8 protein-coding genes are annotated in these 14119 nt (G+C 76.5%); 7 read left to right on the forward strand and 1 reads right to left on the reverse strand.

The genetic code is table 11. The features are described 5' to 3' along the window. The coding region (locus tag CCE02nite_RS12155) for an SCO7613 C-terminal domain-containing membrane protein (RefSeq protein WP_218027102.1) at nucleotides 1-3879 on the forward strand (3879 nt) is incomplete at its 5' end. Nucleotides 3880-3987: 108 nt separating this feature from the next. Here the strand turns inward: CCE02nite_RS12155 and CCE02nite_RS12160 are convergent. Further along, a complete protein-coding gene (locus CCE02nite_RS12160; protein ID WP_141389901.1) occupies nucleotides 3988-4461 on the reverse strand; it encodes an Lrp/AsnC family transcriptional regulator in 474 nt (157 codons plus the stop codon). A 142-nt stretch (nucleotides 4462-4603) separates the two neighbouring features. Between CCE02nite_RS12160 and pdhA the strand changes: the two genes are divergently transcribed. From pdhA to CCE02nite_RS12190, 6 genes are read left to right on the forward strand one after another with little or no spacing between them, the layout of a single operon-like run. Beyond that, nucleotides 4604-6028, forward strand: coding sequence for a pyruvate dehydrogenase (acetyl-transferring) E1 component subunit alpha (gene pdhA, locus CCE02nite_RS12165; RefSeq protein WP_141389902.1), 1425 nt, complete (start codon nucleotides 4604-4606; stop codon nucleotides 6026-6028). Further along, entirely contained in the window at nucleotides 6025-7101 is a 1077-nt protein-coding gene (locus CCE02nite_RS12170) for an alpha-ketoacid dehydrogenase subunit beta (RefSeq protein ID WP_141389903.1), read from the forward strand. The genes pdhA and CCE02nite_RS12170 overlap by 4 nt, the downstream gene beginning before the upstream one ends. After that, on the forward strand, nucleotides 7098-8717 hold the full coding sequence (locus CCE02nite_RS12175) for a dihydrolipoamide acetyltransferase family protein (RefSeq protein ID WP_255318833.1): 1620 nt from the start codon (nucleotides 7098-7100) through the stop codon (nucleotides 8715-8717). The genes CCE02nite_RS12170 and CCE02nite_RS12175 overlap by 4 nt, the downstream gene beginning before the upstream one ends. Continuing rightward, entirely contained in the window at nucleotides 8714-10378 is a 1665-nt protein-coding gene (locus CCE02nite_RS12180; protein ID WP_141389904.1) for a carboxyl transferase domain-containing protein, read from the forward strand. The genes CCE02nite_RS12175 and CCE02nite_RS12180 overlap by 4 nt, the downstream gene beginning before the upstream one ends. A gap of 4 nt (nucleotides 10379-10382) precedes the next feature. Then, nucleotides 10383-12884: an ATP-binding protein gene (locus CCE02nite_RS12185; protein WP_141389905.1), complete on the forward strand. Its 2502-nt coding sequence runs from the start codon at nucleotides 10383-10385 to the stop codon at nucleotides 12882-12884. Further along, nucleotides 12881-14050: an acyl-CoA dehydrogenase family protein gene (locus CCE02nite_RS12190; protein ID WP_141389906.1), complete on the forward strand. Its 1170-nt coding sequence runs from the start codon at nucleotides 12881-12883 to the stop codon at nucleotides 14048-14050. The genes CCE02nite_RS12185 and CCE02nite_RS12190 overlap by 4 nt, the downstream gene beginning before the upstream one ends. The last annotated feature ends 69 nt before the right edge of the window (nucleotides 14051-14119 follow it).

Genomic DNA, 14119 nt, shown 5'->3' on the forward strand with positions numbered 1-14119 from the left:
GCGATGCGCCCGCTCGACGCGACCGGCCGCGGTCCGGCGGGTCCGCGCCAGCCCACCGTCGCGCCGGGGTCCGGGACCGTGCCCGCGCCCGGGCCACGCCGTCCGGTGCCCGTCCGTCCCTCGGCGCCCGGGTCGCCGGCGACGGTCGGGCAGGTCCCGCCGGCACCGGCAGGGTCGCGCGGCGTCGTCGTGCCGAGCGCGGCACCGTCGCGCTCCGTGGGCCTCCAGCCGGTCCTCGCCGGGGCGGGGGCGGGGCTCCTCGCCGTCGCGACGGTCGTCTTCGTCTTCTTCACCTTCGCCGACGACCTCGCCCTGCGCGCCCTCGTGACCGGGGTCGTCACGGTGCTCACGGTCGGGGCCGCGGTGCTCCTGCGGTCGCGCGGCCTGCGTTCGTCCGCCGAGGCGGTCGCGGCGCTCGCCGTCGTGCTCGCGATCGTGGACGTGGAGCTCGCGCTGAGCGCAGGGGGGCTCGACCCGGTCGGCACCACGGTGGCGCGCGCGTCGCTGCTCGCCGTGGTCGTCATGGGCCTCGGCGTGGTCGGGGACCGGGCGCGGGTCCGGGCCTGGGTGACGAGCGCCGTCGTGCTCGGGCCGCTCGTCCCGCTCCTCGCGGCGCCCGCGGCGGGGGCGCCCTGGGGCTGGGCGGTCGCCCTCCTCGCGACGGCGTGCCTCACGGCCCTCGCCGCGCCTGTGGCGGCGCGCTCCGGCGCGCGGGTCGGCAGCACCCTGCGGGGCGAGCAGGCGCTGCTCGGCGTCGTGCGCACGGTCGCGCTGCCCCTCGCCGTGGTCGTCGGGCTCACCGTCACCACCGCCCCCGGCCTGCCGACGGGCTCCGGGTCCGCGCTCGTCGCGCTCGGCGCGGCGCTCGCGGCCACGCTCCTGCGCGTCGCGACCCGGGAGCGGCGCTGGTACGCGATCGGCGGCGCGACGGCGGTCCTCGCGGGGGCGCTGCTCGGGACCGGGGGCGACGTCGCCTGGCTGGGCCTGGTCCCCGCGCTCGCCGCCGCCACGTGGCTCCTCGTCCTGGTGCTCACCTCGCCGCGCGTCGTGTCCGGGGTGCTCGGCTCCCCGGTCCCGGCCGTCGGGCGGTCGGACGCACTCCTCGGCGGCGCGCTCGTCGCCCTCGTCGGTGCCGGGCCCGCGCTGGCCGTCGCGGGGGTGCGCGCGGCCGAGGTCCTCGTGACCGGCACCGCCGGGACCGCCGCGACGCTCGACGACGCGCCGCTCGGCGTCGGCGTCCTGTCCGCCGGGCTGTGGGGCGAGGGCGTCCGCGGCGGCACCCCCGGCGCCGTGCTGCTCGACGGGACGATCGTCGGCCTGCTGTCCGCGCTGGTCGTCCTCCTCGTCGCCGCACGGCTCTCGCTGCGCACGCCGGTCCCCGTGCCCTTCCCGCCCCACGCCGGGGCGCGCCGGCTCGGCGCCGCGCCGGTCGTGCGGACCGGGCGCGCGCTCGGTCCGTGGGTGCTGCTCGTGCTCGTCGTCGCGCTCGTGCTGGACCCCCGGCTCGCGGGCGTCACCTCCCTCGCGCTGCTCGCGCTCCTCGCCGCGCTGCTCGTCGTCGCGACCGCCCGGCCCGTCGCGACCGGTGCTCCCGAGGGCGGCGCCGCGCCGGGCGCGCTCGTCCGGGCCGTCCGGCGCGGGCTCGGTCATGCCCTGCGCCCGGCCGTCCGGCGGCTCCCGGGCCCGCGCGCGGCGGTCCGGCGCGGCGTCGTCCCCGTCGGACGGGCCGAGGCGCGCGTCTGGTACGCGGCCGCCGTCGTCGGCACGATCGTCTCCGTGCTGCTCCTCGTGGCCGGGTCGTGGGTGACGCGCCCGACCGTGACGGCCGGCGCGGTGGTCGTCGGCGGGCTCCTGCTCGCGGCCAGGGCCGCCGCGCCGCGCGGTCTGCACGCCCCGCTCCTCGGCACCGCCTACGGCTACGCGCTGCTCGTGCTCGGCGTCACGCTCGCGTGGAGCGGCGCCGGGACGGTCGCGGTCCTGTGCGCGGTCTCCGGGGTCGCCTCGCTCGCCGCGCTCGCGGTGACGCTCGTCCCGCGCATCGACCGGGACTCGTGGTGGGCGGTGCTCGGCGTGACGGCGGTCCCGTTCGGGCTCGGCGTCCTCACCGTCGTCGACGAGCGCAGCTGGTGGTCCGTCGGGGCGTGCGTCGCGATGCTCGCGCTGGAGGTCGTGCTCGTCGGCTCGCGCCGTCCCGGGTCGGTCACCGCGCTGCGCGTGCTCGCCGCCGCCCTCGTCCTGCCGACGGCGGCCGTCGCCGTCGTGAGCGCGGGCGCCCTCGTCCTTCCGGGCAGCGGGTCGCCCGTCGTGCTGCCGGTCGTCGCGCTGCTCGTGGCGACGGCGCTCGCCGCGGCCCGCCCGGTCACGGCCCGGATCCACCTGGCCGCCGGGCGCGTCGCGGTCGAGGCGAGCGCCGCGCTCACCGGGGCGATCGCCGTCGGGCTCGCGTTCGGGCGCCCCGCCGCCGGGCCCACGGTCGCGGTCGCCGTCCTCCTCCTGCTCGCCGTGGGCGCGGGGCTCGCCGCGCGCGACCGGGACCGGCGCGCGGAGTGGTGGCTCGCCGCCGCCCTGGGGACCGCCGCGCTGTGGACGGCGCTCGCCGCCGCGGACGTCGGCCTCGTCGAGGCGTACACCGCGCCGCCCGCGCTCGCGGCCCTCGTCACGGGGGCGCTGCTCGCCCGCCGGTCGGGCCGCTGGTGGGAGCTCGCGAGCGCCGGCCTGGTGCTGCTCGTCGTGCCGTCCGTGCTCGCCCTGGGCGCGGCGCCCGGGGCCGGCGACGTCCGGGCGCCGCTCCTCGTCGCGACCGGGGCCGTGGCCGTCCTCGCAGCGGTCCTGCTGGGTCGCGGGGCCGGAGAGGGCGCGTGGCGCCGTGCCGCGGCCCTGCGGCTCGCGGGCGCCGGGGTGCTCGCCGCGGCCGGCGGGACCGTCGAGTCGCTCCACGTGGCGCACGCGTCGGGCGGGGGAGCCGTGTTCGTGCTCGGGTTCGTGTGGGCGCTCGCCGCGGGCGGGGTCGCGCTCGGGGCTGGGCGCGTCGGGGCGGGGGTGGCTCCGCGGGGCCGGGGCGCCGCCGTCGCGCGACGCTGGGCCGTGGCACCGGCCGCTGCCCTCGTCGTGGTCGGGACCGTCGCGAACGTCCGGCCGGTGTGGGGCGTCATCGCGACGGTGTGGCTCGTCGAGGTGACCCTGCTCGCGCTCCTCGTGGTCGGGGTGCGGCGCGCGGTCCGCGGCCGGCTCGACCTCCCGCCCGCGTGGTTCACGTGGTCGCTCGCGCTCGTCGCCGCGATCGGCGCCTGGTGGCCGCGCGAGCTGCGCGTCGAGGTCTTCTCGCTCCCGCTGGGCGCAGGCCTGCTCGTCGCGGGGTACCTCGCGCTCGCGGCCGGCACGACGGCGGTGCCTGGCACGGCGGGCGGCGACCCGGGTGCCGTGGCCGGTCCGGGCGGCCCGGGTGGCAGCCACGCCGCCCCGGCCCCGGTCGGAGCCCCGGTGCGCGCGACGCCGACGCTGGCCGGGTGGCCCGTCGGGTTCGTCGGGTCGTGGCGGACGCTCGCCCCGGGCCTCCTCGCGCTGCTCGGCCCGTCGGTCCTCGCGACGTACACCGACGCACGCACGTGGCGCGCGGTCCTGGTCATCGTGCTCGCGCTGGCCGCGGTGCTCGTCGGGACGCGCACGCACCTCGCGGCGCCGTTCCTGCTGGGCGTCGCGGTGCTCCCGGTCGAGATCCTCGTCGTGTTCGTGTCCCAGCTCGGCACGCGCATCTCCGCGGGCCCGTGGATGCTCACGCTCGCCGCGGCGGGCGGGCTGCTGCTCATCATCGCGACGTACTACGAGCGCCGGATCGCCGCGTACGACGGCGCCGCGGCCTACGTGCGCGACCTGCGCTGACACCGCCCACGCCCGGGATCCGCACGGCCTGGCTGTCGTCGGACCGACAGCGGGGCGACGGTCGCGCCCCGCGGCGAACCGCGTCGTCCCTCGACGCGGGACGCCGCGTCAGGCACTGCGACGCTGCTGCTCGATGAGCGGGCGCAGTCGGTAGGGGATGAGCTCGCCCATCGAGAGCGAGGTCTCCGTGCGCTCGACGCCGTCGATCGCGAGGATCGCGGCGTCGATGCGGAACAGGTGGTCGGTGTCGCGGCACGCGACGGTGACGCGCAGGTCGGCCGTCCCGCTGCGCCCGAACGCCTGGACGACCTCGGGGATGCGTGCCACGTCGTCGACGATCCGGGCGAGCTCCTTCTGGCGCACCTGGACCTCGACGAACGCCGTGAGCGGGTGCCCGAGCACGTGCGGGTCGATCCGCCGGTCGAGGTCGAGGAACGCACCCTCGGCCTCGAGCCGGGCGAGGCGCGCCGCCACGGTGTTGCGCGAGAGCCGGAGGCGGTCGGCGAGCGCGACGATCGTCGCCCGCGGGTCGTCGGCGAGGGCGAGCAGGAGGTCGAGGTCGACAGCGTCGGCGCTGTGCATGGTGCTCACCCTAACCGAGTGACGGCGGTCACACTGCACAGCGCGTCGGAGGTCGGTGGAGCCATGTGCGCGCCAGGGGTTACGTTCGCCCTACCTCGGTCCTCGACGGAGAGGACCGGCTCCCCGAGGTGAGGTGGCGACGATGCCCAGCGAACCTGCGGTGCGGACCGGACCGACGGCGGCGACCCCGCCCAAGGCGCAGAACGGTCACCGGGCGGCAACCCCGCGCGACGCACGAGCAGACCGGAAGAACGAGGCGCACGGCGTGCGCAAGGACGTGCGCGAGGACGGGCGTGCCGACGTGCGCGCGGACGTGCCGCGGCAGGACCCGGGGGACGGCGCGTCGGCGCCGACCCTGCGCGTGCTGACCGAGGACGGCACGCGCCTCCCGGAGCCCGAGCTGGACCGCTGGCTCGCGGACGTCGATCTCACGGCACCCGACGCCGCCGCGCGCGAGACCGCCCGGACGACGCTCCTGCGGCTCTTCGAGGACATGGTCGTGGCGCGGCGCATCGACGCCGAGGCGACCGCCCTCCAGCGGCAGGGCGAGCTCGCGCTGTGGCCCCCGCTGCTCGGCCAGGAGGCCGCCCAGGTCGGTTCGGCGCGCGCGCTGCGCGACGACGACTTCGTCTTCTCCTCCTACCGCGAGCACGCGGTCGCGCGCGTGCGCGGCGCCGGGCTCGTCGACCTCGTGCGCGTGTGGCGCGGCGTCGCGGTCTCCGGGTGGGACCCGTACGCGATCGGGATGGCGTCGCCGCAGGTCATCATCGGCGCCCAGGCGCTGCACGCGACCGGCTGGGCGATGGGCGTGCAGCTCGACGTCGACGCCGGCCGGGTCGACGCGTCCGCCGGGCTCCCCGTGGGGGTCGCGTACTTCGGCGACGGCGCGATGAGCCAGGGCGACGTCAACGAGGCGTTCGTGTTCGCGTCCACGTACCGCTCGCCGGTCGTCTTCTTCTGCCAGAACAACCAGTGGGCCATCTCCGAGCCGGTCGCGCTCCAGTCGCGCGTCCCGCTCGCCGAGCGCGCCCGCGGGTTCGGCATGCCGGGAGTGCGCGTGGACGGCAACGACGTGCTCGCCGTGCTCGCCGTGACGCGCGCGGCGCTCGACCGCGCACGGCACGACGGCGGCCCGACGCTGATCGAGGCCGTCACCTACCGCATGGGCCCGCACACCACGGCCGACGACCCCAAGCGCTACCGCGACGCGGCCGAGGTCGAGGAGTGGACCGGGCGCGACCCGCTCGCGCGCTTCGAGGCGTACCTGCGCTCCGCCGGCGTGCTCGACGACGCGGAGGCGGCGCGGGTGCGGGGCGTCGCCGACGCCGCGGCGGCCGAGCTGCGCGCCGGGTGCGTCGCGCTCGCCGACCCGCCGCCGCTGTCGCTCTTCGACCACGTCTACGCCGAGCCGCACCACGCGCTGGAGCGCGAGCGCGCGGAGTACGCGCACTACCTCGAGTCGTTCGGCGACGGCGAGGGCGGGGACGACGGCGCGGGCGGGCCGGGCGCCACGGGCGACCGGGCGGCGTCGGGCACCGGGACGACCGCGACGGGGGTGGCGCGATGAGCACCCTCACCGTGGCGAAGGCGCTCGGCGCAGGGCTGCGCCGCGCGATGTCCGACGACGACCGCGTGGTCGTCATGGGAGAGGACGTCGGCCGGCTCGGCGGCGTCTACCGCGTGACCGACGGGCTCCAGGCGGAGTTCGGGCCGCGGCGCGTGCTCGACACCCCGCTCGCGGAGTCCGGGATCATCGGGACGGCCGTCGGGCTCGCGTACCGCGGGTACCGGCCGGTGTGCGAGATCCAGTTCGACGGCTTCGTGTTCGTCGCGTTCGACCAGATCCTGTCCCAGCTCGCCAAGATGCACGCGCGCACCGGCGGGAAGGTGCGCCTGCCCATCACGATCCGCATCCCCGTCGGCGGCGGGATCGGCGCGGCCGAGCACCACTCGGAGTCGCCGGAGGCGCTGTTCGCGCACACGGCCGGGCTGCGCGTGGTGTCGGTCGCGAACCCCCAGGACGCGTACACCGTGCTCCGTCAGGCGGTCGCGTGCGACGACCCGGTGATCTTCTTCGAGCCCAAGCGCCGGTACCACCTCAAGGGCGAGGTCGACCTCGACCCGGTCGACCCGCTGCCCATGGACCGGGCGCGCGTGGTCCGGGAGGGGCACGACGTCACGCTCGTCACCTGGGGCGGGCTCGTCGGGACCGCGCTCGACGCCGCCGTCGCCGCGTCGGACGACGGCGTGTCCGTCGAGGTGATCGACCTGCGGTCGCTCTCGCCCATCGACCACGACACCGTCGCCGCGTCCGTCCGCAAGACCGGGCGCGTCGTCGTGACGCACGAGGCGCCGCGGCAGGCCGGGCTCGGGGCGGAGATCGCCGCGACCGTGACCGACCGCTGCTTCGAGTACCTCGAGGCCGCGCCCGTACGCGTCACGGGTCACGGCATGCCGTACCCGCCCGCCAAGCTCGAGGGCCACTACCTGCCGGACCTCGACCGCATCCTCGACGGCGTCGACCGCGTGCTGGGGCGGGTCGAGCCGTTCGTGCCACGCGCGGTGCCCGACGCCGGTGGGCTCGTGGGGGCCGCCGGCTCGGCCGGGCCGGTCCGCACCGCCGAGGCGGTGGCCCGATGATGACGATGCGCGAGTTCCGGCTCCCCGACCTCGGCGAGGGCCTCACCGAGTCCGACATCGTGAGCTGGCACGTCCACGCGGGCGACCACGTCGAGCTCAACCAGGTCATCGCCGAGGTCGAGACGGCCAAGGCCCTCGTCGACCTCCCGTCCCCGTACGCCGGCGTCATCGCGTCGCTGCACGCGGAGGAGGGCCAGACCGTCACGGTCGGCGACCCCTTGGTGACGTTCGAGATCGACGACGACACCCCCGCCCCCCAGGGCGCCGAACCCGGGGTCGCGGGGCACCCGAAGCCCACGGTCGCGTCGAACCCCGGGCTCGGCGACGAGCGGGTCCCCGGAGAGCCCGGTGTCGCGGACGAGCCCGAGCCGAACCTCGTCGGGTACGGTGCTCGGCCGGACCGCGTCGGTCGCCCGACGCGCCGGCCCCGCCGGTCCGCAGGCGGTGCCGAACCCGGGGTTTCGCGCCACGACGCGCCCGCAGTGGCCGCAAACCCCGGGTTCGGCAGCGAGCCGGTGACCAGGAACGCCGGGTTCGACGCCGCGACGTCGACCGGCGCTCGTGGTCGCACCGTCCGTGGCGAGCGGCCGCGGTCGACGCCGCCTGTGCGGGCGCTCGCGAAGAAGCTCGGCGTGCGCATCGACCGTGTGGAGGGTTCGGGCGCGGACGGTCTCATCACACGCGAGGACGTCCTCGCGGCGGTGAGCTGCCACCGCGACGTCGTGCGGCAGCCGCGCGACGTGCACGGCACGCTCGCCGCGACGGCCGCCACCCCGTCGTCTCCCGCCTCGGCGGGCGCCGGTCCCGACGCGCGGACGGGTCTCGAACCCGAGGTCGTGCCGGTGCGCGGGGTGCGCAAGCACACCGCCGCGGCGATGGTGTCGAGCGCGTTCACCGCGCCCCACGCGACGGTGTTCCTCACGGTCGACGTGACGCGCAGCGTCGAGCTCCTGGAGCGGCTGCGGACCCACCGCCTCGCGCGCGGAGCGCGGATCACCGTGCTGGCGCTCGCGGCCCGCGCGCTGTGCCTCGCGCTGCCGCGCCACCCTGCGCTCAACAGCGCGTGGCACGACCTCCCGGACGGCTCCGCGGAGATCGCGCGGCACCGGCGGGTGCACCTGGGCATCGCGGTCGCGACAGACCGGGGACTCGTCGTGCCGCACGTGCCCGACGCGCAGGACCTCGACCTGCCCGACCTCGCCGCCGCGCTCTCCGAGCTCACGGTCACGGCTCGCGACGGCCGGACGACGCCCGAGCGCCTCACCGGGGGGACGATCTCGATCACCAACGTCGGGGTGTTCGGCGTCGACGCGGGCACGCCGATCCTCGTGCCGGGCGAGGCGGCGATCCTCGGCCTGGGTGCGGTGCGGCGTCGGCCCTGGGAGCACGACGGCGAGGTCGCGCTGCGCGACGTCGTCACCCTGAGCCTGTCGTTCGACCATCGCGTGGTCGACGGCGAGCAGGGCGCGCGCTTCCTCGCCGACCTCGGCGCGCTGCTCGAGGACCCGGCGCTCGCGCTCCTCGCACCAACGTCCGGTCGAACCGGGGGTTTCGCGTCACCTGAACCTGGACGTGACGTGCAGACCCGGGTTCGGCAGGGAGGGGTGACCGGATGACGGTCCTGACGAGCGCCGTCCAGCCCGGGTCGGACGCGGCCCGGGCGAACGACGTCGCGCAGCGCGCGCTCGCCGACGAGCTGCGGGAGCGCACGGCGGACGTCGCGCGCGGTGGGCCGGCATCGGCGCGCGACCGGCACGTCGCGCGCGGCAAGCTGCTGCCGCGCGACCGCGTCGACCGTCTGCTCGACGAGGGCAGCCCGTTCCTGGAGATCGCGCCGCTCGCCGGGTACGGCGTGGACGACGGCGCGTGGCCGGCCGCGGGGGTCGTCGCCGGGATCGGGGTGGTGAGCGGGCGGCAGGTCATGGTCGTGTGCAACGACGCGACGGTGAAGGGCGGGACGTACCACCCGCTCACGGTGAAGAAGCACCTGCGGGCGCAGGAGATCGCGCTCGAGAACCGCCTGTCGTGCGTCTACCTCGTCGACTCGGGGGGTGCGTTCCTCCCCCGGCAGGCCGAGGTGTTCCCGGACCGCGACCACTTCGGCAGGATCTTCTACCACCAGGCGCGCCTCTCGGCGGCGGGGGTCCCGCAGATCTCCGCGGTCCTCGGGTCGTGCACGGCGGGCGGTGCGTACGTGCCCGCGATGAGCGACGAGACGGTCATCGTGCGCGGTCAGGGCACGATCTTCCTCGGCGGCCCCCCGCTCGTGAAGGCCGCGATCGGCGAGGTCGTCACGGCCGAGGAGCTCGGCGGTGGCGAGCTGCACGCGCGCCGCAGCGGCGTCGTCGACCACCTGGCCGACGACGACGAGGACGCGCTCGACACGGTGCGCCGCATCGTCGCGACGCTCCCGCCCGACCCCGCACCCGCGTGGGACGTCGCGGTGAGCCGGCCGCCCGCCGTCGGGCACGACGACGCCCGGGTGCCCGGGCAGGGAACGGCGAGCCGACCTGGCGAAGGTTTGTACAGTGCCGTCCCGACCGATGTACAAGCGCCGTACGACCCGCGCGAGATCATCGCGCGGCTGGTCGACGGGAGCCGGTTCGACGAGTTCAAGCGTGAGTACGGCGACACGCTCGTCACCGGGTTCGCACGCATCCACGGGCACCCGGTGGGCATCCTCGCGAACCAGGGCGTGCTGTTCGGGGCGTCGGCGCTCAAGGGGGCGCACTTCGTCGAGCTGTGCGACCAGCGGGGGATCCCCCTGCTGTTCCTGCAGAACATCTCCGGGTTCATGGTCGGCACCGACGCCGAGGCCGGTGGGATCGCGAAGGACGGCGCCAAGATGGTCACGGCCGTCGCGACGACGCGCGTCCCCAAGCTCACCGTGATCGTCGGCGGGTCGTTCGGGGCGGGGAACTACTCGATGTGCGGGCGTGCGTACTCGCCTCGATTCCTGTGGTCGTGGCCCGCGAGCCGCATCTCCGTCATGGGCGGCCCGCAGGCCGCGTCCGTCCTGTCCACCGTCAAGCGCGACCAGCTCGCCGCGCGCGGCGAGACGTGGGACCCCGACGAGGAGGCCGCGTTCTCTGCCGGCATCCGCGCCGACTACGACGCGCACGGCAGCCCCTACTACGCGACCGCGCGACTGTGGGACGACGGCGTGATCGACCCCGCCGACACGCGCCGCGTGCTCGGCCTCGCCCTCGGCGTGTGCGCGCGCACGCCCCTCGCCGAGACCTGGACCGGTGACCGGTTCGGCCTCTTCCGGATGTGAGCCGATGACCTCCCACAGCCCCCACGACGCGTCCGGCTTCCGCACGGTCCTCGTCGCCAACCGCGGCGAGATCGCGTGCCGCGTGATCGGCACGCTGCGCCGCCTCGGCGTGCGGTCCGTCGCCGTCTTCTCCGACGCCGACGCCGGTGCGCGCCACGTGCGCGAGGCGGACGTCGCGGTCCGGCTCGGGCCCGCGCCCGCCGCCCGGAGCTACCTGGACGTCGACGCCGTGGTCGCGGCGGCGGCCGCGACCGGCGCCGACGCCGTCCACCCCGGCTACGGCTTCCTCTCCGAGAACCCGGCGCTCGCCCGGGCGTGCGAGCGCGCCGGGATCGCGTTCGTCGGACCCGGCGTCGACGCGCTCGAGGCGATGGCCGACAAGCTCGCCGCGAAGAGCATCGTCGCCGGACGGGGGGTGCCGGTCGTGCCGGGGGCGGGCGAGCCCGGGATGTCCGACGCCGACCTGGTCGCCGCCGCGGGCGCGGTCGGGTTCCCGCTGCTCGTCAAGCCGTCCGCCGGGGGCGGGGGCAAGGGCATGGTCGTCGTGCGGGCGGCCGACGACCTGCCGGGTGCGCTCGCGTCCGCGCGCCGGGTCGCCGCGTCGTCGTTCGGCGACGACACGCTCCTGCTCGAACGGCTGGTCGAGGCGCCCCGCCACATCGAGGTGCAGGTGCTCGCCGACACGCACAGCACCGTGGTCCACCTCGGCGAGCGCGAGTGCTCGCTCCAGCGCCGCCACCAGAAGGTCGTGGAGGAGGCGCCGTCGCCGCTGCTCACCCCGGCACAGCGCGCCCGGATGGGCGAGGCCGCGTGCGAGGTCGCGCGGTCGGTCGGGTACGTCGGCGCCGGGACGGTCGAGTTCCTCGTCCCCGCCGGGAGCCCCGACGAGTTCTTCTTCATCGAGATGAACACCCGACTGCAGGTCGAGCACCCCGTCACCGAGATGGTCACGGGCCTCGACCTCGTCGAGCTCCAGCTCCGCGTCGCGTCCGGGGCACCGCTCGGGATCGCCCAGGACGACGTCGTGCTCCGCGGCCACGCCGTCGAGGCGCGCCTCTACGCCGAGTCGCCCGAGCGCGGGTTCCTCCCGGCCACCGGGCCGGTCCTGGTCTACGACGACGACGGCGTCCCCGCCGGGCCCGGTGCCTCGCCGCTGCGCCTCGACTCCGGGATCTCCGGCGGTGCCGTGGTGGGCGGACACTACGACCCGATGCTCGCCAAGGCCGTCGCGTGGGGAGCGACGCGCGAGGACGCCCTCGACCGGCTCGACGGGCTGCTCGCGCGCACGGTCGTGCTGGGGGTCGAGACGAACACGGCGTTCCTGCGGTCTCTGCTCGCGGACGGTGACGTGCGCGCGGGGCGGCTCGACACGGGGCTGATCGATCGGATCGTGTCGTCCGGCTCGGGGTCTTCGGCCGGGTCCGGCGAGGGGCCGGGGGGTGCGCGCGCCGTCTACCATCCGCGCCCTCGTTCCTCGGGCGCTCCCGCCAGACCCAGCCACGACGGCGCGCACACCCCCCGCCCCCTCACCTCGTCAGTCGGGTCGCCGTCCGAGCGGGACGACGCGCAGAGCTCCCGGCCCCTCACCTCGGTGGTCGGCCCGCCTTCCGGTCACGACGACGTGCGTGTCCGACCGCTCTCCTCGGAGGTCGGCTCGCCGGCCGACGGCGTCGCGTGGGTCGATCTCGTGGCCGCGGCGTTGTTCGTCGCGACCTCGGACGGTGCCGAACCTGGGGTTGTCGACGGGTTCGCGGCGGATTCGCGCGACGGCCCCGGGTTCGGCGGGGCGGGGGGAGCTGGTGACGACGATCCGTGGCGGGTGCGCGACGGGTGGCGGCTCAACGGTCCCGCTGCCGCGCGGCAGGTCTGGCTGGTCGACACCGTCGGGGACGCGCACGAGGTGCGGGTCTCCGGGGTGGCGCGCGACGCCGTCGTGCACCTCTCCGCACGGCACGACGACGGGTGGGAGTCCGCGGGTGCGCCCCCGCACCCGGTGCGGGCGTCGCTCGTGCGCGACCCCGCGGCCGACGGTGCGTGGTGGCTCACCGTGGACGGCGTCCGGGAGCGGGTGCGGCTCGCGCTCGACGCTCCGTCCGCTGCCGGCGAGCCTGCGACGGTGTGGCTGTGGCGCGACGGGCGGACTGTCGCCCTGAGCGCCCCGGACCGCGAGCAGCGCGCCACGCGGGCGCGGGACGAGCGCCGTCGGGCACGGGGGGACGCGCCCGGCGCGACGGACCCCGAGGTGCGCGCGGCCATGCCCGGCACGGTCGTGACGGCCGTCGCGGACGGCGAGACCGTCGCCGCGGGGGCCGTCCTCGTCACGGTCGAGGCCATGAAGATGGAGCACCCGCTGCTCGCCCCGCACGACGGCGTCGCGACGGTGCGCGTGCGACCCGGCGACCTCGTGCGCCGGGACCAGGTGGTCGCCGTCGTCCACCCCCACGACTCCGGCGCGGCACAACCCGCCGCCCCGGTCCCGCAACCCGACACCCAGGGAGCATCATGATCGAGGCCGACGTCCTGCTCGACGACGAGCAGCGGAAGCTCAGCCAGGTGGTGCGCGACTTCGCGGACAGCGTCGTCGCGCCCGCCGCCTACCGCTACGACACCGAGCGCCGCCTGCCGATGGAGATCATCGCGCAGATGGGGGAGCTGGGGCTGTTCGGCCTGCCGTTCCCGCGCGACGTCGGCGGGCAGGGCCAGGACTACGTGTCGCTGTGCCTCGCCGTGGAGGCGCTCGCGCGCGTCGACCAGTCCATCGCGGTGACGCTCGAGGCCGGGGTCGGGCTGGGGATCGTGCCGATCTACCGGCACGGGTCGCGCGAGCAGCAGGAACGCTGGCTGCCCGACCTCCTCGCCGGCAGGGCGCTCGCGGCGTTCGGGCTCACGGAGGCCGACGCCGGGTCCGACGCGGGCGGCACGCGCACGACCGCGCGGCTCGACGGCGCCGAGTGGGTGATCGACGGGTCCAAGCAGTTCATCACCAACTCGGGGACGCCCATCACGAGCCTCGTGACCATCACCGCCGTGACGGGCGAGACGGTCAGCCAGGACGGCGAGGTGCGCAAGGAGCTCTCGAGCATCGTCGTCCCGGCGGGGACGCCCGGGCTCGAGGTCGGGCCGTCGTACGACAAGGTCGGCTGGCACACCTCGGACACGCACCCCCTCACGCTCACCGACGTCAGGGTCCCGGAGGGCAACCTGCTCGGCGAGCGCGGCCGGGGGTACGCGAACTTCCTCCGCGCGCTCGACGAGGGGCGCATCGCGTTCGCCGCCCTGGCGACCGGCGCCGCGCAGGGCTGCCTCGAGGAGGCGCTGCGGTACGCGCGCGAGCGCGTCGTGTTCGGGCGGTCGATCGGGGAGAACCAGCACGTCGCGTTCACGCTCGCGCGCATGCAGGCGCGCGTCCACACCGCGCGGCTCGCGTGGCTCGACGCCGCGCACAAGCTCGTCGCGGGCAAGCCGTTCAAGGCGGAGGCGTCGGTCGCGAAGCTCGTCGGCGGCGAGGCCGCGATGGCGAACGCGCGCGACGCGTCGCAGATCTTCGGCGGCTACGGCTTCCTCAACGAGAACCCCGTCGCGCGGCACTACCGCGACGCGAAGGTGCTCGAGGTCGGCGAGGGCACCACCGAGGTGCAGCTGATGATCATCGCGAGGAGCCTGGGCCTGTAAGCCTGACGGCACCCGCGCCGAACACGACATGAAGGACGTCATCGGGCGCTTTCCGTCCTTCATGTCGTG

Origin of the sequence: Cellulosimicrobium cellulans (assembly GCF_006539945.1) — a bacterium.
GTDB classification, from domain to species: Bacteria; Actinomycetota; Actinomycetes; order Actinomycetales; family Cellulomonadaceae; genus Cellulosimicrobium; species Cellulosimicrobium cellulans.